Here is a 19,949-nt window from a genome sequence, read left to right on the forward strand (position 1 = left end):
CCGTTGCCGCGCCCCGCAGTGCCCGCTTCCCCCGAGAACAATTATCAGTGCAGGTAGAACGCCTGCGGTTTTGCTCAAAACGAAGGCATGGTCAGGGGTACCGAGTCAAACGTAGTAGATGGGCCGATTTCGTGGCGGGCACCGTCAAATGATCCCCCGGGGACTGAGGGAAACGGGTCATCTTGGTTTCACGAGGCTTGCGGAGGCGCTCGTACAGGGCCGTCCGAAAAAACTATGCCGGTTTACGGGGCTGAATCACGAGTCCCCAACCATGCCGATATTCGTGAAAATAAAACCGCAGGTAGACGAGCCGTCATCTTGCAGAAAACGCAAGTATGGATGGGGCCCTGAGTTTAGCCCCGTAATCCGGCATGGTTTTGAAATGGCATTAAATCGATAACAGCCATTTTGCTATGCCGGGGCGGTCGGTCGTTGGGTAATTACCCTCGCAGATAGGCGATGGCGATCTGCGTGCGGTTGCGTAGGCCCATCTTTGCCAGGATCGAGCTGATGTGGTTGCGCACGGTGCCTTCGCCCATATAGGCGGTGGCAGCGATCTCCTTGTTGTCGAGACCGCGGGCGATGAGCTCGGCGACTTCGAACTCGCGGTCGGTCAGGCTGGCGAAGGCTGCGGGCCGGCGGGGCGCGCCCGCCTCGACGCCCGTTCCGTCAAAATCGATGTCCTCGATCGCCTTGCCCTCGAGTATGCGTTTGCCGTCCATGACCTGCGCCAACGCTGGCGGAATGGCGGCGACATCGGTCTTGATCAGGTAGCCGCGGGCGCCGAGCTTGAGCGCCGACACAATGTACTCGTCATCCGAGAATGTCGTCAGAAACACCACGCGCGCCGAAGGGTCGCGCTCGAGGATCTCGCGTGCCGCCGAAAGTCCGTCACGCCCCGGCATCTGGATGTCGAGCAGCGCGATATCGGGTGCGTGCTCGGCGTAGAGCGCCACCGCATCGTCGCCGTTGGCACCGGTACCCACCACTTCGATCTGCGGCTGGGCGCCCAGGATAATCTTGAGCGAATCGACCACCAAGCGGTCGTCGTCGACAACTATGAGCCTCATCGGGCGTCATCTCCTTGCTGTTTGGGGACGGTGGCAAACACGCGCCAGCCGGGGGCGCCGGCGCGCAGGCCGGCGGTGAAGGTTCCGCCAAGCGCCTCGACGCGCTCGCGCATGGAGGCGAGCCCCATGCCTTCTACGACGTTGCTGTTGCTCGCCGGGGTCGCGTCCGCGCCATCATCGGTAACGATGAGCTGGTAAAACGACGGATGCTCCATGCACCGCACGGTAATGGTTTTGGCATGGGCGTGGCGCACGGCGTTGGAAAGCGCCTCGCGCAGCACCGCCGCAAAGCAGTTGGCGACGTTGGCGGGCGCATGCTCGGCCAAAACCTCAAGCTCAATCTGCGGACCGCTGTCCGAGCGTGCGCCTTCAACGATGCGCTCGAGCTGCACGGAGAGGTCAGTCGCATTGTCGTTGAGCGCGTGGACGCTGGCGCGCACGAGCTGGAGCGCCTCGTCAACCGTGCGTTTGACGTCGGCGAAATCGGCGGCGACGTCGGGCTCATCGGCATGGACCACGCGCAAGGCCTCGGCTTGAAGCGAAGCGCGCGTGAGCTGGTGGCCCACGTTATCGTGGATTTCGCGCGCGATGCGGGCGCGTTCGGCGAGCGTCGCGAGCTCGACTTCGTAGTCCTGGCGGTCGGCGAGGTCGCGGTTGCGTGCCTCGAGTGCCAGGGCGCGTTCTTGCAGCTTGTCGCGGGTGCGACGCATGCGTTCCTGTTCGCGCTCCAGCTGCGCGGTGCGCAGCGACAGCAACGTGGCGGCGACCGAAAGGATGGCGGTTAGCAGCAGCGTTCGGGTGGTGAGCGCGCCGCCGCGAAGGTCCGCGACAAGCGCGCAGACAAACACGGCGCCAATCGCCAGCGCGGGCCAGATGCGTTCACGGCGCACGCGTCGCGCGATGTCATAGAGGGCGAGAGGCGCAAACGGCACAAACGGCGGCGCGAAGACAGCCGCGATGATGTAAACGTAACTTGCGGTCTTGCTTGCGCGGCGCGTGCGTTCCCCCTGTGCGACCTCGGCCAGTGAGGTGGCAATAACGCCAAGGCAAAACGCCGCGACCAGGTGAGCGTCCACAGCAAGGCCCATGGCGGCCGCAATACAGCACGCCAGAACGATCGATTTGTCGAAAAGCCTGTTCATACGGGTATTGTACGCGAAGCCGCGCGTGGTGGAGGGACCGCCTGCGCAACCGTGACATTCCTCCCACGCGGCAAAGCGGGGACATCGGCAGGCCGCACGGCCAAGCTCCGCACTCGTGACAAAGCTCACTGGCGCGCGCCGGCGGCTCCTGCGATGATGCAATCGTACCGGGCCGCAATCAACAGAAGGGCCGCCTCATGACAGACATCGTCCACGTCGAAAACCTCGTCAAGCGCTATGACGACCTTATTGCGCTCGACCACTTTAACCTGAGCATCGCCCCCGGCGAGATCTTTGGCCTGCTGGGCCCCAACGGCTCGGGCAAGACCACGTCCATCAACTGTATTCTGCAGCTGCTCGCCTACGACAAAGGCACTATCGAGCTGTTCGGCGAGCCCATGACGCCCGCCCGCTACGACCTCAAGCGCCGCATCGGCGTGGTCCCGCAGCAGGTGGCGGTGTTCGACGAGCTCACCGTGCGCGAGAACATCGATTATTTCTGCAGCCTCTACGTCAACGACCGCAAGCGCCGCCGCGCGCTGGTGGACGAGGCGATCGACTTTGTCGGGCTGGGCGACTTTGCCAAGTTCCGCCCCGGCAAGCTCTCAGGCGGCCTGGCGCGTCGCCTCAACATCGCCTGCGGCATCGCGCACAAGCCCGAGCTCATCTTCTTTGACGAGCCCACGGTGGCGGTCGACCCGCAGAGCCGAAACGCCATCCTGGAGGGCATTTGCCGCCTGCGCGACGAAGGTGCCACGGTGGTGTATACCAGCCATTACATGGAGGAAGTCGAGCAAATCTGCAGCCGTATCATGATCATGGACGGCGGGCGCGTGCTGGCGCAGGGCACCAACGACGAGCTCAAGCGCATGATCCAGATGGGCGAGAAGATCGTGATCGAGGTCGGCGAGGTGCCGAGCGCGGCGCTCGGTGCCGTCGCGAGCCTGCCGCATGTCCTGGACCTGTCGGCGACGGCAGGCCAGCTCACGTTTTCGTGCGAGGCGAGCCCGCATAACCTGACGGACATTCTCGATGCGCTGCGTTCGCATGACATGGCGCTCGGCCGCATTTATTCCGAACCGCCGACCCTCAACGACGTGTTCCTCGAGATCACCGGCCGCGAGCTGCGCGACTAGGGGGCAGTCATGTTCAACACCATCATCACTACGGTCAAGACGCTGCTGCGCCGGCCGAGCACGTGGGTCTGGGGCGCTTTCTTTCCCATCGCACTTTCCACGATGTTCATGTTTATGTTTGCGAACCTCAGCTCCGACGGCAAGATCGACCCGGTGCCGGTTGCCGTCGTGGCGGACGAGGCTTGGGACGCTTCGACCTTTAAGGGTGTGGCGACGTCGCTTGCCAAGGAAGGCGAGAATCAGCTGCTCGATGTGAGCGAGTACGAAGACTTGGCTGCCGCGCGCAAAGCACTCAAGTCCGGCGAGGTTGCGGGCATCTATACGGTCGACGACGCAGGCGTACCCAAGCTCACACTGCTATCGAGCTACGACGGCTCGCGCGCATCATCGGTGCTCACCGATCGCAGCATCCTGGAGACGGTGGCAAGTTCGTATACACAAAATGCCGAGCTCATGTCCCAGATTGCCCAGGACAACCCGGCGGCGCTCGCCGACCCCGAGGCGGTTGCGCGCGCCCTGTCGCTCGAGGGCGGCACCCGCCGCGTAAGCCTGACACGCACCACACCCGACGGCACGGTCATCTACTATTACGCGCTCTTTGGCCTGGTCGCGATGATGTCTGCCGAGTTTGCCGCCTTGAGCGTCATCGACCTGCAGCCCAATCTGTCGGGTCTTGGCGCGCGTCGCTGCGTGGGCGGTCTTTCCAAAACGGCGTCGCTGGCCGGTATCTTTGTGGGCTCGTGGCTGGTTTCCTTCGCCTCGATGGCGATCGCAATCGGCTACGTGCGCCTGGTCGTGGGCGTCGACTTTGGCGGGCGCGAGGGGCTGTGTTTGGTGGGCGGCGCCGCTTCCGCGCTTGCCGCCACGGGCTTGGGACTCTTTGTGGGCACGCTTCCCGTTAAGGGCGGCAAGGCATCCAAGTCGGGCATCCTCACAGGCTTTGCCACCACGTGCGCCCTGTTCGCCGGCCTCTACGGCGAGCCAGCGATGGCGCTTGCCGACGACGTCGCCCGCGCCTGCCCGGCTGAGTGCTGGCTCAACCCCGTCAAGCTTATCTGCGACATGTTCAACCGCCTGTATTTCTTTGAAGACTTGGGACCTTTTGCCGTTCGCGCCGGCGTGCTGGTCCTCATGACGCTGGTGTTTGTCGCCGCCGCTACGCTGATCTTTGGAAGGAGCCGCTATGAGCACCTTTAAGACTGCGCTTCGCATGGCGCTCGCGCACCCGTTCTACCTGCTCATCTACACGGTGTTCATTTCGCTCATGGGCGTATTCATCGCGGCCTCGGTGAGCTGGAACTCGTCGCAGCTCACCGAGTACAAGCCCTACGACACCAACGTGATCGTGGTCGACCGCGACAATAGCGACCTTTCGCGTGCGCTTGCCAAGCATCTGGGTTCGCGTTTTGAGCTGGTCACGGGCATCGGCGACGACACCTACGACCTTGCGGACGCGCTCTCCAAGAGCAACAGCGCCAAGGGTAGCGCCGACTGCGTGTTCTTTATCCCGGAGGGGTTTGAGGGCGACCTTGTTGCAGCCGCCCGCGCGGGGGAGTCTCTGCCCAAGCTCGATGTGACCTACGGCGCCGGCACCATGGCGGCGGCGCTTTCGTCTGCTGAGGCCTCGCGCTGGATTTCGCTCGCGGGCGCTGCAGCGGCCCTAGAGCCCGCCGCCTCTAATGGTAGCGTCGCCAAGGCCGCCGAGCATGCCGCCGCCAAGCGCGCCGAGGTCCAGATTGAGCAGGTCAAGGTTGGTTCGACTGCCGCCGCCATGCTCAAGTCGTATTTCAACTTTGGCGCGTACGCGATTATCTCGTCGGTCATCGTATCGGTGGGGCTGGTGTTCTCGGGCATGAACGAGCCCGAGCGCGTGCGTCGTATGGATGCCGGCCCAATCTCCGAGCGCCGGCGTTCGCTCGCCGTGTTTGCGGCCGCCACTGTGATCACCGTCTGCATCTGGTTTGTGTCGAGCATGATGGGCGTCGTGGGCTTTGCCGGCGCGGTTGCCGAGGTCGGCGTGGGTCGTGTGTGCCTGGCGCTGGCGGCGACGTTTGCCCTGGCGTGCACGCCTCTGGCCGTTGGCTTTGCCCTTTCGAGCCTGGGTGCGCGTGAGGAGCTGCTCAACGGTGTGGGCAACCTGCTCGGCATGCTCATGACGTTTTTGGGCGGCGCCTGGATGCCGCTGTCGCTGATGGGCCCAGCCGTGCAGACCGCGGCGCATTTTGTGCCGACGTATTGGGTGAACGACGCGATTGGCAAGGCGCTCGCCGCGGACCTGACGTCCACCGTGCTGGGCGACATCGCTTGCGATCTGGGCGTCACAGTGCTCTTTGCCGCGGCCATCGCCGCCGTAGGCCTAGCCCTCGCCCACAACAAATCCCACGCCTAGACACCTACTCATTGGGGACAGACTTAAACGACCAAAAGTATTCATTGGGGACAGACTTAAATGACTAGCCATCGGGGGCAGATAAGGAGCGTCCCCAACTGCCGGGTGGCGAAAGAGCGTCCCTTGTGACTGGTCATTTAAGAACGTCCCCAATGACTAGTCTGAAACAAATCCCCACTCTCGCCCCAAAATAGTTCGCCAAGGTTTACTATTACGTTCATAAAGTAGTACTAGGCTAACAATGGGGGATACCATGGCAACGCAGGAAGCCTACGTCCAGGTTAAGGATCTCAAAAAGCACTACGGCGACGGTGATGCGCGCCTGACGGTACTCGATGGCATCGACACGTCCATCAACCGAGGCGAGATCTGCGTCATGCTGGGGCCCTCGGGCTCGGGCAAGTCGACGTTTCTTAACCTGATCGGCGGCCTGGAGGATGCCGACGCTGGCTCTATTTTGGTGGACGGCTGCGACCTCACGGTGCTCAAACCTACCGACCTGGGCGAGTATCGCCGCCGTGAGCTGGGCTTTGTCTTCCAGTTCTACAACCTGGTGCCCGATCTCACCATCAAGGAAAACATCGAGGTCACGGCACACCTGTCCAAAAAGCCGCTCAACATCGACGACCTGCTGCGTTCGCTGGGCCTTTACGAGCATCGCAACAAGTTCCCGCGCCAGGTCTCGGGCGGCCAGCAGCAGCGCTGTGCCATCGGCCGTGCGCTCGTCAAAAACCCGGGCCTGCTGCTGTGCGACGAGCCCACGGGCGCGCTCGACTATAAGACGTCCAAGGAAATCTTGCAGCTCATGGAGGATGTCAACCGCACCTACGGCTGCACCATCATCATTGTCACCCACAATGCCGCCATCGCGCGCATGGCCAATCGCGTGCTGCGCCTGCGCGACGGGCACATCGTCGAGGATGAGCTCAACGAGTCGCCCGTCGCGGCCGCCGAGCTCGATTGGTAGGCGGCGCCATGACACCTCTCGCAAAACGTCTCCCGCGCGAGCTGCACCGCAATATCGGCAAGTACCTGGGCATCTTTTTGCTTATGTGCGGAAGCATCGCTCTCACCTCGGGATTTTTGCTCGCAGCGCATTCCATCGGCTGCCTTATCGATGACATGCGCGATGCGTACGCGATTGAGGACGGCCGCGTGACCACCTCCTTCGAGGTTACCGACGATCAACTCAAGGCCGCCGAGGATGCAGCCGGCGACGTCGGCGGCGTCACGCTCTACAAGAATTTCTCCATCGACGCCATCATCAAAAAGGCGTCCGGTGACGATGGCACCAAGCGCACGCTGCGCACCTATGCGCACCGCACCAAGGTCGATATCGCGTCCTACTGCGAAGGTAGGCAGCCCAAGGCGGACGACGAGGTAGCCATCGACCGTGTCTTTGCCACCAACAACGACCTCGCCGTGGGCGATAAGGTCGAGCTTGAGGGTCGCACCTACACCATTTGCGGCATCATGACCCAGCCCGATAGCCAGGCGCTGTTCCTCAACAATTCGGACTTTACGGTGAACACCATCACCTATGGCGTGGCCGAGGTCACCGACGCCGGCTTTGCCGCGCTCGAGGATGCCGGTGGCGCACCCGCCTACACCTACTCCTTCACCTTTACCGATCGCGACCTCCCCACCGCGGACCGCATTGACGCCGAGCAAGATATGGTCGAGGCGCTGACCAACGCCGATGCGCGCGTGGACGATCTGATCGACGCCGATTCCAACCAGGGCATTGGCTATGCGCGCGACGACGTGGACGGCGACTCCATGATGTGGATGACGCTGCTCGACATCATCATCGTGATCATGGCGTTTGTCTTTGTGGTCCTTACCGACGCCACCATCGAGGAGGAGAGCGCCATCATCGGCACGCTGCTCGCCAGCGGCTATCGTCGACGCGAGATCGTGCTGCACTACCTGGCACTTCCCGCCATCGTGGGCGTGGTCGCGGCGCTTTTGGGCACTGCGCTCGGCGTTGTGTTCTTTACCGAGCCCATGCGCAGCCTCTATTACGGTTCGTACAGCCTGCCGCCTTTCCAGGTGTACTGGAGCTGGGAGATCTTTGTGAAGTGTGCCGTGGTTCCCGCCGCCGCGCTCATCCTCATCACGCTGGTGGGCCTGCTTCGCAAGATGGACAAGACGCCGCTGCAGTTTCTTCGCCACGAGGCGAGCGGCAAATCGGGCACCAAGCGCGGCTTGCAGCTGCCGGAGCGCATGGGTTTTGTTTCCCGCTTCCGCCTGCGTATCTTCCTGCGTAACCTGGGTAACTTCGCCACGCTCTTTGTGGGCATTGCGTTTGCCTCGCTGCTGATGCTCTTTGGCCTGGCGATCCTGCCCACGATGACGCACTACGCCGACAACCTCGAGACAGGCCTGGTCGCCGAGCACCAGTACACGCTCAAGGCGCCGCTGGAGCTCGAGGGTACTGCCGAGGAGCGCGAGCAGTGGTCGGCACTCGAGCGCTTGCAGTCGGTTGACGGCGCGCTGCTTTCCGCCGCTCAGGATGCCGATGACGAGCTTGACGACGCGGCCGATGCGGCGCAGGCGGCAGCCGATGCCGCGACCACATCTCCGTCTGCCGAGAGCCTGACTGCGGCGCAGGATGCGCTTGCAAACGTCCAGGACAAGAAGGATGTGCTTTATGCGCGCCTCGATGACCCTGCCGATGCCCTCGGCTGCAACCGCGACGAGGCTATCGACCTGATCGACAAGGCCTCTAAGATCGACACTGACAACGACGACATTCACCCGGTTAACACGACCGATAACGGTGCAGACAAGATTGCGCAGACCGAGAAATATGCCGTTTACCAGCTGCAATACGACCGCGGCGATGGTAATGGCGAGGAGACGATTTCCGTCTACGGCATCTCGCCCGATTCGCGCTATTGGAAAGACCTCAACGTTGGCGATGGGCGCGTCGTCTTTGGCGGCGGCCTGCTCGACAAGTTTGGCTGGAGCGAGGGCCAGAAGGTCACGCTCATCGACAAGTACGAGGGGGAGCATTATTCCCTTGAGTACGCGGGCAAGGACTGTGCCTGGGGCTCCAAGTCGGACATGAATATCTATATGAGTATCGACGACTTTAACGAGCTGTTCGGCAACGACGCCGCCTACTTTAACGGCTATGTGAGCGACGAGAAGCTCGACCTCGATGCTCGTTACTTTGCCGGCGACACCACGCCCGACGACATGCGGGCCGTGGGCGACCAGTTCATCGGCATGATGAGCAAAATGATCGGAATGATGATCGGGCTCGCGGTGTTCATCTTCCTGCTGTTTATGTACCTGCTGACCAAGGCTGTGATCGACCACAGCGCCCGTTCGATCAGCTACATGAAAGTCTTTGGCTATCGCGATAGCGAGATTTCGCATCTGTACATCCGCTCGATCACGTTGTGCGTGGCAGCGTCACTCGTGCTGAGCCTGCCGGTCATTATTGGCTCGCTCACGGCCATCTTCCGCTCGATGTTGCTCGCCTACAACGGCAATATCGAGATCTACGTGCCCGCTTGGTCCATGGCGGCGTGCGCAGGAATCGGCTTTGCAACCTACCTGGTCGTGGCGCTGTTGCACATGCGTTCCATCAAACGTGTGGGCCTGGCCGAGGCACTCAAAGTCCAAGAGTAGTCATTTAAGAACGTCCCCAATGACTAGGTGCCGTACTTGACTTTAACTCTGCTTTAACTGGTACCATCCTCTATGTCTGTAACGCCATATAGACCGAGGGGATAGATCTATGACCGCAACTGCACCCGCAGCACCCGCTAAGGTGTACTTCACCAACCTGCGCACGCATGCTCGCGAGAGCCAGCTCGACAAGCTCAAGCGCCTCATCCGTCACGCCGGTATCGAGCAGATCGACTTTGAGAACAAGTTCGTCGCCATCAAGATTCACTTTGGCGAGCTGGGCAACCTGAGCTTTTTGCGCCCCAACTACGCCCGCGCCGTCGCGGATGTCGTCAAGGAGCTGGGCGGCAAGCCCTTCCTCACCGACTGCAATACGCTCTATGTCGGTAGCCGCAAAAACGCGCTCGAGCACATCGATACCGCCTACCAGAACGGCTTTACCCCGTATGCTACGGGTTGCCAGATCATCATTGCCGACGGCCTCAAGGGCACCGACGAGGCGCTCGTCCCGGTCGAGGGCGGCGAGTACGTGCACGAGGCCAAGATCGGTCAGGCGCTCATGGATGCCGATATCGTGATCAGCCTCACCCACTTTAAGGGCCATGAGCAGGCCGGTTTTGGCGGCGCCATGAAGAACCTGGGCATGGGAGGCGGCAGCCGTGCCGGCAAGATGGAGCAGCATGCCGCCGGCAAGCCGAACGTCGCGACCGAGCACTGCGTTGGCTGCCATGCCTGCGAAAAGATCTGCGCGCACAACGCTATCTCGTTCGACGGCACCCGCGAGCGCGAGCTTGCCAGCGGCGCTACTCGCACGGTGCACGTGGCTGCCATCGACCACGATCGCTGCGTGGGCTGCGGACGCTGCATTGCGGCATGCAACCAGGACTGCATCAAGCCCGGTTATGAGGCCGCGGCCGACGTGCTCAACTGCAAGATCGCCGAGTATACGAAGGCCGTCGTCGACAGCCGCCCGAGCTTCCACATCTCGCTTGCCATGGACATCAGTCCCAACTGCGACTGCCATCCCGAAAACGATACGCCTATCGTCAACGACATCGGCATGTTCGCGAGCTTCGACCCGGTCGCCATCGACCAGGCCTGCGCCGACGCCGTCATGGCGTCTGAGCCGCTGCCCAACACCGAGCTCACCGATAGCGCGGCCAAGATGGAGCACAACCACGAGCATCTGGAGGGCGAGCAGGCCAAGGATCCCTTCTGCATCACGCATCCCGACACCGACTGGCGCGTGTGCATCGCGCACGCCGAGAAGATCGGCCTGGGCACGAGCAAGTACGAGCTCATCGAGGTCAAGTAGCACCTAGCTATTAGACAAAACAAGCGCCTTTGTAGCACAACTGTTAGCAAAAGCCGCCCGTGAGCACAGTGCCCACGGGCGGCTTTTCGGAAGTGCTAGGGGGTCAGATAGGCCAGTAAACCGTACTATTTGCCTAAAAATACTCGTCGAGGAAGTCGTCGACCGTGTTCCAGTAGAGTTCGGGGTCGACCTGCGCGCTCTTGGCGTGGGTGGCGCCATGGACGGTGAGCTTTTGCTTGACCTTGCTGGCGCACGCGTCGTAGTTTTGGTCGAGCATGCTGTACGGCACAAAGGTGTCTTGGTCACCGTGGATAAACAGCATGGGAACCGTCGCGCGCTTGAGCTGTTCCACGCTGCTCGCCTTATGAAAGTCGTAGCCCGCGCGCACGTTGCACACCAAGTTTGCTACATCGAGCAAGGGAAAGCTGGGCAGGCCGAACACGTCCTTGAGCTGCAGAGAAAACTCGTCCCAAACACTCGTATAGCCGCAGTCCTCGATAATGCACTTCACGTTTGCGGGCAGAGATTCCCCCGCGACGTTCATGGCGGTTGCCGCACCCATCGACTCGCCAAAGACAAGAATGCGCGCCTCGGGGTCAGCCTGAACGATTCGCTCGATCCATGCGACGATGTCGAGGCGCTCGGGCCAGCCCATGCCGATATAGTCGCCGCCGGAGCGCTCGTGGGCGCGGGCGGCGGGTGCGAGTACGTTCATGCCACGGTCGTGGAAGCGTTTGGCGTATCGGGCCATACCGATGGGCTCGTTGGTATATCCATGCAGGCAGACGGCGTAGTCGTGCGTGCTCTCCGACGCAGCAAAATACCAGGCGGCAAGCTCGGTCCCGTCGTCCGCGGTGAGGTTGCTGCTCTTGCGGTTCTCTTTAAACCATGCCCGCGCCTCGGTATCCTCGGCATCCGGCTGCTCACCTTCTTTGTCGTTCTTGCTATCCTGCATCATCTTCATGGTGTATGGCGCGCGGGGATTCAGCGCGAAGTCAAACAGAAAGTTGCCGGCAAATCCGAGCAGCGCAACGACAACCACCAGTGCAACGATGCCGGCTATCTTGAGCTTTCGATGGGAACGTGCGTTTTGAGCCATGCGGTATTCTCCTATAAGATGTTAATACATCAACATTTAATGCAAGCGCATTATGGACGTTCGCCGTTGATGCGTCAACAGGCAAAGAATGGGTAAACAAAGGGTCACGTATGGTGCAAATTTCGCACGTACCTAGACGCTTTGATATAGTGTTGAGAACTCTTTACGTTGGAGGATGTAACCGGCATGTCCGATTCGAGCGACAGTTCTAAGCCGCGACCCAAGACCGCGGTCGTTCCACACTACACAGTGGGCGAGGAGATCATGAACTCCGTCACCCATGGTGTCGGCTGCCTGCTGGGTATCGCGGGTCTGGTGCTCCTGATTGTATTCGCCGCCCTGCGCGGCGGAGGCCCGGCCCATATGGCCGCGGCGATTGTCTATGGCGTCAGCATTATCCTCGAATACCTAGCCTCCACGCTCTACCACGCGATTCAGCCCGCGCGCGCCAAGCGCGTGTTTCGCATCATCGACCACAGCTGCATCTACCTGCTCATAGCCGGCAGCTATACGCCGTTTTGCCTCATCACGCTCGCAAACGACGGCGGCGCTGTGCTGTTCTTTGCCGTATGGGCCATCGCCATCATCGGCATCGCCCTCGAGTGCTTCCTACGCGAGCGCCAGCCGCATTGGGTAAGCGGCCTGGTCTACCTGCTGATGGGCTGGCTCGTTGTCTTTAAGCTGCCCGAACTTGTTGCGCTGCTCAACCCCGTGGCACTTGCCCTGCTCGCCGTCGGCGGCGTGTGCTACACCGCGGGCGTGCCGTTCTATATCGCCAAAAACGTGCGCTATCTGCACAGCGTGTTTCACCTGTGGGTGCTCGCCGGCAGCATCTTCCAGTTCATGGCGGTGATCCTCTTCGTAATCTAGCGACCATGCCTGCGCGCCCGCGTTCTCGTTTGGGCGCCGGTGCAATTGCCGTATCCGCCATCAACGTTTTAACCTGACGTCCCGAATCTTGGAGGTTCGAGAAACTCCCGATGGACATAACCATCTCCCTTATCACCACCCTCGTTTTGACCCTCATCAACGGCTACTTCTCTATGTCCGAGATGGCGCTCACCACGGCCAAGCGCGCCGTGTTGGAGCACGAGGCCGAGGAAGGCGACAAGCGCGCCGAGCGTGCCATTAAGCTGGCTGCCGACTCCGACCAGCTGCTCGCCACCATCCAGGTTGCCATTACGCTCGTGGGCTTCGCCTCGTCCGCCGTCGCCTCGACGAGTCTGTCCGACCCGCTCGCCACGTGGCTCATGAGCTTTGGCATCGCGCCGCTCTCCGCCATCGCGCGCGGCCTGGCGCCGGTCATCATCACCGTCGCGGTCGCCTTCGTGTCCATCGTGATCGGCGAGCTCGTCCCCAAGCGCATCGGCCTGGCCAATGCCGAGGGCGTGTCCAAGCAGGTCGTGGGACCGTTGTCGTTTTTCCAAAAGATCGCCCGTCCGCTCGTGTGGCTGACCGGCGCCTGCTCCGATGGCCTGGCCCGCATCCTGCGCATCAAGAGCGCCGACGACCGCCAAAACGTCTCGGAAGAAGAGATCAAGTACATGGTCTCGGAGCAGGACGACCTGCTCGACGAGGAAAAGCGCATGATCCACGAGATCTTCGACCTAGGCGACACCGTTGCCCGCGAGGTCATGGTGCCGCGCGTGGACACCACCATGTGCGAGGACGACGAGACGGTCGCCGACGTGCTGTCCACCATGCGCCAGACCGGCTTTAGCCGCATCCCCGTCTATCACGAGGATCCCGACAACGTCGCCGGCATCGCGCACATCAAGGACCTGATTCAGCCCGCGCTCGACGGCAAGGGCGACCAGCCCATCGCCGGCTTTTTGCGCGACGCCACCTTTGTGCCCGACACCAAGGACATCCTGCCGCTGCTGTCCGAGATGCAGACCTCGCACGACCAGATCGTGGTGGTCGTGGACGAGTACGGCGGCACGGCCGGCATCATCACCATCGAGGACATCGTCGAGGAGATCGTCGGCGAGATCGAGGACGAGTTCGACCCCGACAACAAGTATCTCACGCGCCTTTCGCGCCGCGAGTGGCTCGTTGATGGGCGTTTTTCGTGCGATGACGCGATTGAGCTTGGTTGGCCGCTCGAGGAAAGCGATGATTATGAGACCATCGCCGGCTGGATTTTGGAGCTTTGCGACTCGGTGCCCGACATCGGAGAGGTATTTGAGGTTGCGGGGTACAAGTTCAAGGTGCAGTCGATGCGTGGCCAGCGCATCTCGCTCATTCGCGTGATCGCTCCGGCCGAAACCGATAAGAAGGATTCCGAGTCTTCGGTAGACGAGCCGACGACGTCGGGTGCGGGTTCCGCGAATCCGCACGACGGCGACGAGTAGGACAAGGAAGAGTAGGGGAGAGTTATGGCAGGCCTGTTCAACATCCTTAAGGTCACCGTCAGCGAGGACAAGATCTGCGCGCATGTGCTGGTGAACCCCGGCATGCCGCTCATGACCTCGGAGGACATCGAGGCCACGGCGCGCGTGTACTACCTGGTGCCGGCGATTGCCAAGCACTTGTGCCTGGGCGATTCCGGCCGCGAGTTCCAGGACTGCATGGGCCAGACCGAGCTCTGCCACTTGCTGGAGCACGTGACGGTTGAGCTCATGAACGAGACCGGTCTTGCCGGTAGCATCTCGTGCGGCCGCACGCGCGTAAGCGAGCACGACGAGCGCGTCTTTGAGGTTGAGCTTTCGTGCCCCGACGACGCGCTGGCCATCGGCGCGCTGTCTTCGGCCACCTTTATGATGGACTGGGCATACCTGCACGCCGACCAGCCTGCCCCCGACGTGGAAGGCACAGTCGCGGGCCTGCGCAACCTGGTGCTGGGCATGCGCGCCGAGGCCGAGGGCAAGGATCCTCGCGAGGCCGTCGCCGCTGCGAACGGCGAAGATGCTGCCGAGGACGAGGGCGCTGACGAGGGCGATGTGCCGTCCGACGCCGAGCCCGTTGCCGATGCGACCGCCGAGCCTGTTCCCACCGAGCCCCAGGGTGTCCCCAACTTTGACGACGAGCCCCAGGTGGCGATTGATACCGAGGGCGCGGTTGCCGAGAACCACGAGGCTTCCGCTGCTGTCTTTGGCGGCGCGGCGACGGTTCCGGCAGGACCTGCGCATGAGGGCAGCCTGCCGCTCGTGGACGGCGCCGGCGAGGACCCGGGTGCCACGGCGGCCATGCCGGCTATGCCCCAAGAGTAGGCCTACGCGTTTATCACCATCACATACCTGCGCTTTTGCCGTACGTAGATGAGCGGAGCGGCAAGTGATGCGCTGCGGGTATAATGGACAACATTCAAACGGTGGGCACCGACGTGCCCGCAGGAGAGGAATGATCATGGGTAAGACTTTCAGCTTTGTCTCCGGCGCACTTTTTGGTGCCGCTGCCGGCGCTATTGTCGGCGTTGCTCTGGCCCCGCGCTCGGGCGCCGAGACCCGCGCCATGGCTGCCGATATCGCCAACGACGCCTGGGACAATATGCGCGACACCTACGAGCACAGCGCCGAGGAGGCCCGTGCTGCGGTGAATGACTTTGGCCCGATGGTCGACGCCAAGACCGACGACCTGCGCGCCAAGGTCGACCTGGCCCGCGAGCGCATGGACCAGCTGCGCGAGCAGCTCAACGACGCCATTTCGGGCGGCAACGTGACGCCTGCCGCCGACGTCGTGGTCGAGAACGCCGTCGAGGCTGATACCGAGGCTGCGGAGCCCTCGACCGAGGCATAATGCGCGCCGGGGATTTTGTCGGCGCCAAGATCTATCGCAAGCCTACTGAGGACAAGCGTACCAAAAAGGACGGCACACCGCGCAGCCCTAAAAAGCTCGGAAAGATTCACTTTCCGGTCTTTACCCCGGGCGGTACGCGCGTGGTCGGCTTTATGGTCCGCCAGTCCGATATCGCGGGTATGATCGAGCGTCCCGACCGATTCGTAGCGCTCGACGCCATTGGTGTCTACGAGGGCGCCATCGCGGTTGACGACGTCAAGGGCACCTACGATACCGCTGCGGCCAAGCGCCTCGACATCAACCTGGACGATTGCATCATCTGGGTCGGTATGGACGTGCGCACGGAATCGGGCGACGTCGTGGGCTATTGCTCGGACGTTGAGTTCAAGCCGCGCTCGGGCATCGTGCAGGCATTCTATGTGACCGCCGGTGCTGCTTCGAGTGTTTTGGTTGGTGACACGCAGGTGCCGCCGACGATGCTGCGCGGCTACGAGAACGGCGCGATGGTCGTCTCGGACGAGGTCAAGTCGCTCGGGTATTCGGGCGGTGCGGCTGCCAAGGCCGCCGAGGCCAGCGTCGTGGTGGGCGACAAGGTCAAAAAGGGCGCCAAGGTGCTCGACGACAAGGGATCGGTTGCCGTGGACAAGGGCAGTCGCGCACTGGGCAAGCAGCTCGGCAAGACGCGCGGCATGTTCAAGGCCTTTAAGGACGAATACCAAAAGGCGAGCGGAGGCTCGTCAAAAGCTACAAAATAGCGACGTACCAAATGATGGGAGGCAAGCCGGAGACCTGTTGCTCCGGCTTGCTGTGTTTATGGGGGAGGGCATATGCGCCAAAACGGATCCAACTTAAACGGGCGTTCGGGTGCGCGTCCGACGGCGCGCCGCGACCTGGGGCAGCTGCCCAGCGGTCAGCGCAAGCGTCACCGTAAGCCCGGCGCGATGTATCTCAACCATAGCCGCGGCTTTAGCGACCGCAGCGCTCGCATCGGCAACAGCCGCACACCCCGTCGTTCGTCTCGCCTGCCCTATGCGCTCATCGCCGTGGGTTGCGCACTCGTGCTGTTTATCGCTGCCGTCGTGGGCTACGTCAACCGCAGTGTGGACGTGGAGCTCAACGGCCAGAAGACCGCGGTGCGCGTGGGCTCTACGCTGCAGAATCTCATCGACGAACAGGATTTGACTGACACCTACGATGCAGGCGACCTGCTGGCCGTCGATGACAGCGTGCTCAAGCGCCATGGGGGCGAAAAGCTGTCGGTGAAGGTCGACGGCAAGCGCGTGAAGCAAGGCAAATGGGATAGCCGCGAACTTGAGGGCGGCGAGAAGGTGACGGTCAAGGATGGCCGTAACACCTACGAGAAGCACGAGGTTCAGGCTACGGTTATCGAGCCCAAGCTCAAGGTCGAGGGTACGGGCGCTATCGAGTATGTGCAGACGTGGGGTGTCCAGGGCCGCTCCGAGGTGTGGGTTGGTGAGCAGTCGGGCAAGACGCAAGACCGCGGCGAGGTTGTGCCCGCCACCGATTGCGTTGTTGCGTGCGCCAGCGTGGCGCCCAAGGGCAACAAAAAGTACGTGGCGCTGACGTTTGACGAGGGTCCGAGCGGCGCTACCAAGCAGATCTTGCAGGTGCTCAAGGAAAAGGGCGTCACCGCGACGTTCTTCCTTTCGGGCGATGCGGCCGAGGCCTCGCCTGCCACGGCCAAGGCGATTGTCGATGCCGGGTGCGAGATCGGATCCAACAGCTACAGCGACGATTCGCTCAAGGGTCAGGACCGTGAGGCGGTACGCGAACAGATCACGAAAGGCACCGATGCGATTAAGTCGGCGACCGGCGTGAAGACGATGCTGCTGCGTGCTCCCTACGCTGCCTTTGACGAGCAAAACTGGATTGATGCGATGGACCTGGTCTCCGCCGTGGTCTCGTGGAATATTGACTCGGGCGACTGGCTGCTCAACGGTGCCGACGAGCAGGTCTCGACGGTGCTCGATTCGGTGACGCCGGGCAACATTGTGCTGCTGACCGATAACGATGAATGTGCCGAGCAGACGCTCGAGGCGCTGCCGCAGATTATCGACGGGCTTATTGCCGACGGCTACAAAATCGTGACATTGAGCGATCTGGTCAAGACGGATACATCGCTGAGCAAAAAGCTCACCTCGCTGACGAAGGTCACCATGCCCAAAAATGCCGTGTTCCCCCAGCTCGCCGAAGATGACGACACCACAGACTAGTCGCTTAAGAATGTCCCCAATGACTATGTCACGGATGCGTCAGCGTTTGGTATGCCTGCGATGTTTGGAGCATAAATTTGACGCCACGGCGCGATGCTGATGCTATAGTTACTGCGGATAACAAGGGTCAAGAGAAAGGTTGCAGGTGAAATCCAAACCTCGACCATACAGTCGATGACCCCTTGCAGGTGCTTCTTGCGCATGCACGGGGTGTGAGCGCCGAGCGGCGTGCCGCCCGCGCATGCGTATACATATCTAAAAGTCCACGGACGGCGTGCCGGCATGGCCGCAGTCCGAAGGGATAATGATGGGGAGCACCAGTGAATTATCTGAGTGAGATGCTCAAACTGCCGGTCTTGGACGTCGATGGCGAAAAGCTCGGCGTTGTGAACGATTTTGGCATTGCTACCGGCGAAGTTTTTCCGCACGTAACGTCGCTCGCGTTCCGCGGGCCCGGTAAGACGCCGTTTATGATCAGCTGGCGCAAATGGGTCGATCGTATCGACGAGACGGGTGTGCACCTTAAGTCGCCGGCCACCGAAATCCGTTTTTCGTACCTGCAGCCGACCGAGCTCTTGCTCGCGCGCGACGTGCTCAACAAACAGATTGTCGACACGCAGGGTATGAAGGTCGTGCGCGTAAACGACATCAAGTTTTCCATGTCGGGCGAAAATCAGCTGCGCCTGCTAGGTGCCGAAGTTGGTGCCCGCGGTCTGCTGCGCGCGATCAGCCCCGCACTCGAGCATGTCGTCGAGAGCTTTATGAAGCACCTGGGCAAACCGCTCGGCGAGGACATCATCGCCTGGTCCTACATGGACCTGCTCGACCGTTCGACTAAAAACATTCAGCTGTCGGTGTCGCACAAGACGCTTGGCGAGCTGCATCCTGCTGACATTGCCGACATTATCGAGCAGCTCGACCCGCGCCTGCGTGCGCAGGTGTTCGCGCAGCTCGATACGGCACAGGCCGCCGAGGCCATCTCGGAGTTCGATGACGACGAGCTCATGACCGAGATGCTCGAGGGCCTGTCCGATACCGACGCATCGTCGATGCTGGCCATGATGGACCCGGACGACGCTGCCGACCTGATCGACGAGCTCGATTATGAGAAGGCTGAGAAGCTCCTGCGCCTGATGGGCGTCAAGGAGGAGAAGGCGATTCGTAATCTGTTGGGCTACGAGGACAACACCGCCGGCCGCATCATGACCTCGGAGTTTGTCTCGCTGCCCGCCACGGCGACGGTCGGTGATGCCATCGAGGCGATTCGCAAACTCGACGAGGACTTTGAGAGTGTCTATTACGTCTATACCGAGGATCCGAGCGGCATGCTGACCGGCGTGCTTTCGCTGCGCACGCTGATTGTAGCCGACCGCGACGCCACGCTGGGTCAGCTGGCCTATCGCGACCTGGTCTATGTGTCGCCTGACGAGGACCAGGAAGACGTGACGGACGAGATGACCAAGTACGACCTGGTTGCCATCCCTGTCTGCGACGAGAACCGTCATATCCTGGGTATCGTAACCTTCGACGACGCCATGGACGTTATCGCCGAGGAGCATCAGGAGGACCTGCAGATCGCCGGTGTCGGCTCGGGCGATAGCGCGTCGGACGACTCGACGAACGTGCTCAGCTGGTTCGTGCATCGCCAGTACTGGGTTGTTGTATGGGGCATCGCGTCGTGCATCATGGCAACGGTGCTGGGGACGGCGCTCGGCTCCGCGCATCTGGTGGTGTTCCCCATGTGCGCCATGCCACTCGTGCTGTTGGCGGCCTCGCGCATGGTGTCGTTCGTCAAGAACTACTTCCTGGAGTATGACGGTCACGACGACGAGCCCAAGCCGTATCTGGGGTTCTTCTTCCAGAGCACGGGCATGGGCCTGATTCTGTCACTCGTGACCTACCTGTGCGCCCAGCTGGTGCGCACCGCTGCGTTCCCCGATGCGCCCATGTTTGAGGAGCAACTCTTTACCGGGTGCTTTAATATTGCTGCCATCATTTGCCTGGTTGGTAACATGAGCGCCGTGATTTACCTGATGGTGCTGTTCTGGCGTGACGAGCATGACCTCAACACGTCGGGCACTGCCATGAACGTTATTGCCGTCATGATCTCGTGCGTAGCGTACTGCGCCGCTGCGGTGCTGCTCACCATGTCGGTCATGGGTTAGGTGGTCGCGTGCAAAATAC

At 61.6% G+C, this 19,949-nt stretch carries 16 protein-coding genes; 13 read left to right on the top strand and 3 right to left on the bottom strand.

Going from position 1 to position 19,949, the window contains the following annotated elements; genetic code table 11:
• Positions 1–440: 440 nt before the first annotated feature.
• The gene (locus tag PGW49_RS08725) at positions 441–1,070 is read right to left on the bottom strand and encodes a response regulator (RefSeq protein ID WP_227790507.1); all 630 of its coding nucleotides are present in this window, start codon (positions 1,068–1,070) and stop codon (positions 441–443) included.
• Complete coding sequence (locus tag PGW49_RS08730) at positions 1,067–2,212, bottom strand: sensor histidine kinase (protein WP_270226266.1); 1,146 nt, start codon at positions 2,210–2,212, stop codon at positions 1,067–1,069. The genes PGW49_RS08725 and PGW49_RS08730 overlap by 4 nt, the downstream gene beginning before the upstream one ends.
• A gap of 197 nt (positions 2,213–2,409) precedes the next feature.
• Between PGW49_RS08730 and PGW49_RS08735 the strand changes: the two genes are divergently transcribed.
• The 6 genes from PGW49_RS08735 to PGW49_RS08760 all read left to right on the top strand — a co-directional run bounded on the left by PGW49_RS08735 (position 2,410) and on the right by PGW49_RS08760 (position 10,694).
• A complete protein-coding gene (locus PGW49_RS08735) occupies positions 2,410–3,348 on the top strand; it encodes an ABC transporter ATP-binding protein (protein WP_270226267.1) in 939 nt (312 codons plus the stop codon).
• Between the two features lie 9 nt (positions 3,349–3,357).
• Positions 3,358–4,545, top strand: coding sequence for an ABC transporter permease (locus tag PGW49_RS08740; RefSeq protein ID WP_270226268.1), 1,188 nt, complete (start codon positions 3,358–3,360; stop codon positions 4,543–4,545).
• The gene (locus PGW49_RS08745; protein ID WP_270226269.1) at positions 4,532–5,737 is read left to right on the top strand and encodes an ABC transporter permease; all 1,206 of its coding nucleotides are present in this window, start codon (positions 4,532–4,534) and stop codon (positions 5,735–5,737) included. The genes PGW49_RS08740 and PGW49_RS08745 overlap by 14 nt, the downstream gene beginning before the upstream one ends.
• Before the next feature lie 253 nt (positions 5,738–5,990).
• Positions 5,991–6,704: an ABC transporter ATP-binding protein gene (locus tag PGW49_RS08750; RefSeq protein ID WP_270226270.1), complete on the top strand. Its 714-nt coding sequence runs from the start codon at positions 5,991–5,993 to the stop codon at positions 6,702–6,704.
• An 821-nt stretch (positions 6,705–7,525) separates the two neighbouring features.
• Positions 7,526–9,379 (top strand): ABC transporter permease, encoded by a 1,854-nt coding sequence (locus tag PGW49_RS08755; RefSeq protein ID WP_416335479.1) that lies wholly within the window; start codon positions 7,526–7,528, stop codon positions 9,377–9,379.
• Between the two features lie 109 nt (positions 9,380–9,488).
• A complete protein-coding gene (locus tag PGW49_RS08760) occupies positions 9,489–10,694 on the top strand; it encodes a DUF362 domain-containing protein (protein ID WP_270226272.1) in 1,206 nt (401 codons plus the stop codon).
• Positions 10,695–10,827: 133 nt separating this feature from the next.
• Here PGW49_RS08760 and PGW49_RS08765 read toward each other — a convergent pair whose 3' ends face one another.
• On the bottom strand, positions 10,828–11,793 hold the full coding sequence (locus tag PGW49_RS08765) for an alpha/beta hydrolase (protein ID WP_270226273.1): 966 nt from the start codon (positions 11,791–11,793) through the stop codon (positions 10,828–10,830).
• A gap of 186 nt (positions 11,794–11,979) precedes the next feature.
• On the opposite strand from PGW49_RS08765, the gene trhA reads away from it, so the two are divergent.
• The 7 genes from trhA to PGW49_RS08800 all read left to right on the top strand — a co-directional run bounded on the left by trhA (position 11,980) and on the right by PGW49_RS08800 (position 19,930).
• Entirely contained in the window at positions 11,980–12,663 is a 684-nt protein-coding gene (gene trhA / locus PGW49_RS08770) for a PAQR family membrane homeostasis protein TrhA (protein ID WP_006235740.1), read from the top strand.
• A 110-nt stretch (positions 12,664–12,773) separates the two neighbouring features.
• Positions 12,774–14,147, top strand: a complete 1,374-nt coding sequence (locus tag PGW49_RS08775; RefSeq protein WP_055285343.1) for a hemolysin family protein — start codon at positions 12,774–12,776, stop codon at positions 14,145–14,147.
• Positions 14,148–14,171: 24 nt separating this feature from the next.
• The gene (locus PGW49_RS08780) at positions 14,172–15,005 is read left to right on the top strand and encodes a cyanophycin synthetase family protein (RefSeq protein WP_270226274.1); all 834 of its coding nucleotides are present in this window, start codon (positions 14,172–14,174) and stop codon (positions 15,003–15,005) included.
• A 136-nt stretch (positions 15,006–15,141) separates the two neighbouring features.
• Positions 15,142–15,531: a YtxH domain-containing protein gene (locus PGW49_RS08785; protein ID WP_035136593.1), complete on the top strand. Its 390-nt coding sequence runs from the start codon at positions 15,142–15,144 to the stop codon at positions 15,529–15,531.
• The gene (locus PGW49_RS08790; RefSeq protein WP_195361872.1) at positions 15,531–16,286 is read left to right on the top strand and encodes a PRC-barrel domain containing protein; all 756 of its coding nucleotides are present in this window, start codon (positions 15,531–15,533) and stop codon (positions 16,284–16,286) included. Before PGW49_RS08785 ends, PGW49_RS08790 begins: the two co-directional genes overlap by 1 nt.
• A 72-nt stretch (positions 16,287–16,358) precedes the next feature.
• On the top strand, positions 16,359–17,765 hold the full coding sequence (locus PGW49_RS08795) for a polysaccharide deacetylase family protein (RefSeq protein WP_270226275.1): 1,407 nt from the start codon (positions 16,359–16,361) through the stop codon (positions 17,763–17,765).
• Between the two features lie 320 nt (positions 17,766–18,085).
• Positions 18,086–19,930: a magnesium transporter gene (locus tag PGW49_RS08800; RefSeq protein WP_270226276.1), complete on the top strand. Its 1,845-nt coding sequence runs from the start codon at positions 18,086–18,088 to the stop codon at positions 19,928–19,930.
• The last annotated feature ends 19 nt before the right edge of the window (positions 19,931–19,949 follow it).

This window comes from Collinsella aerofaciens (genome assembly GCF_027679495.1).
Taxonomy (GTDB): Bacteria; Actinomycetota; Coriobacteriia; order Coriobacteriales; family Coriobacteriaceae; genus Collinsella; species Collinsella aerofaciens_AK.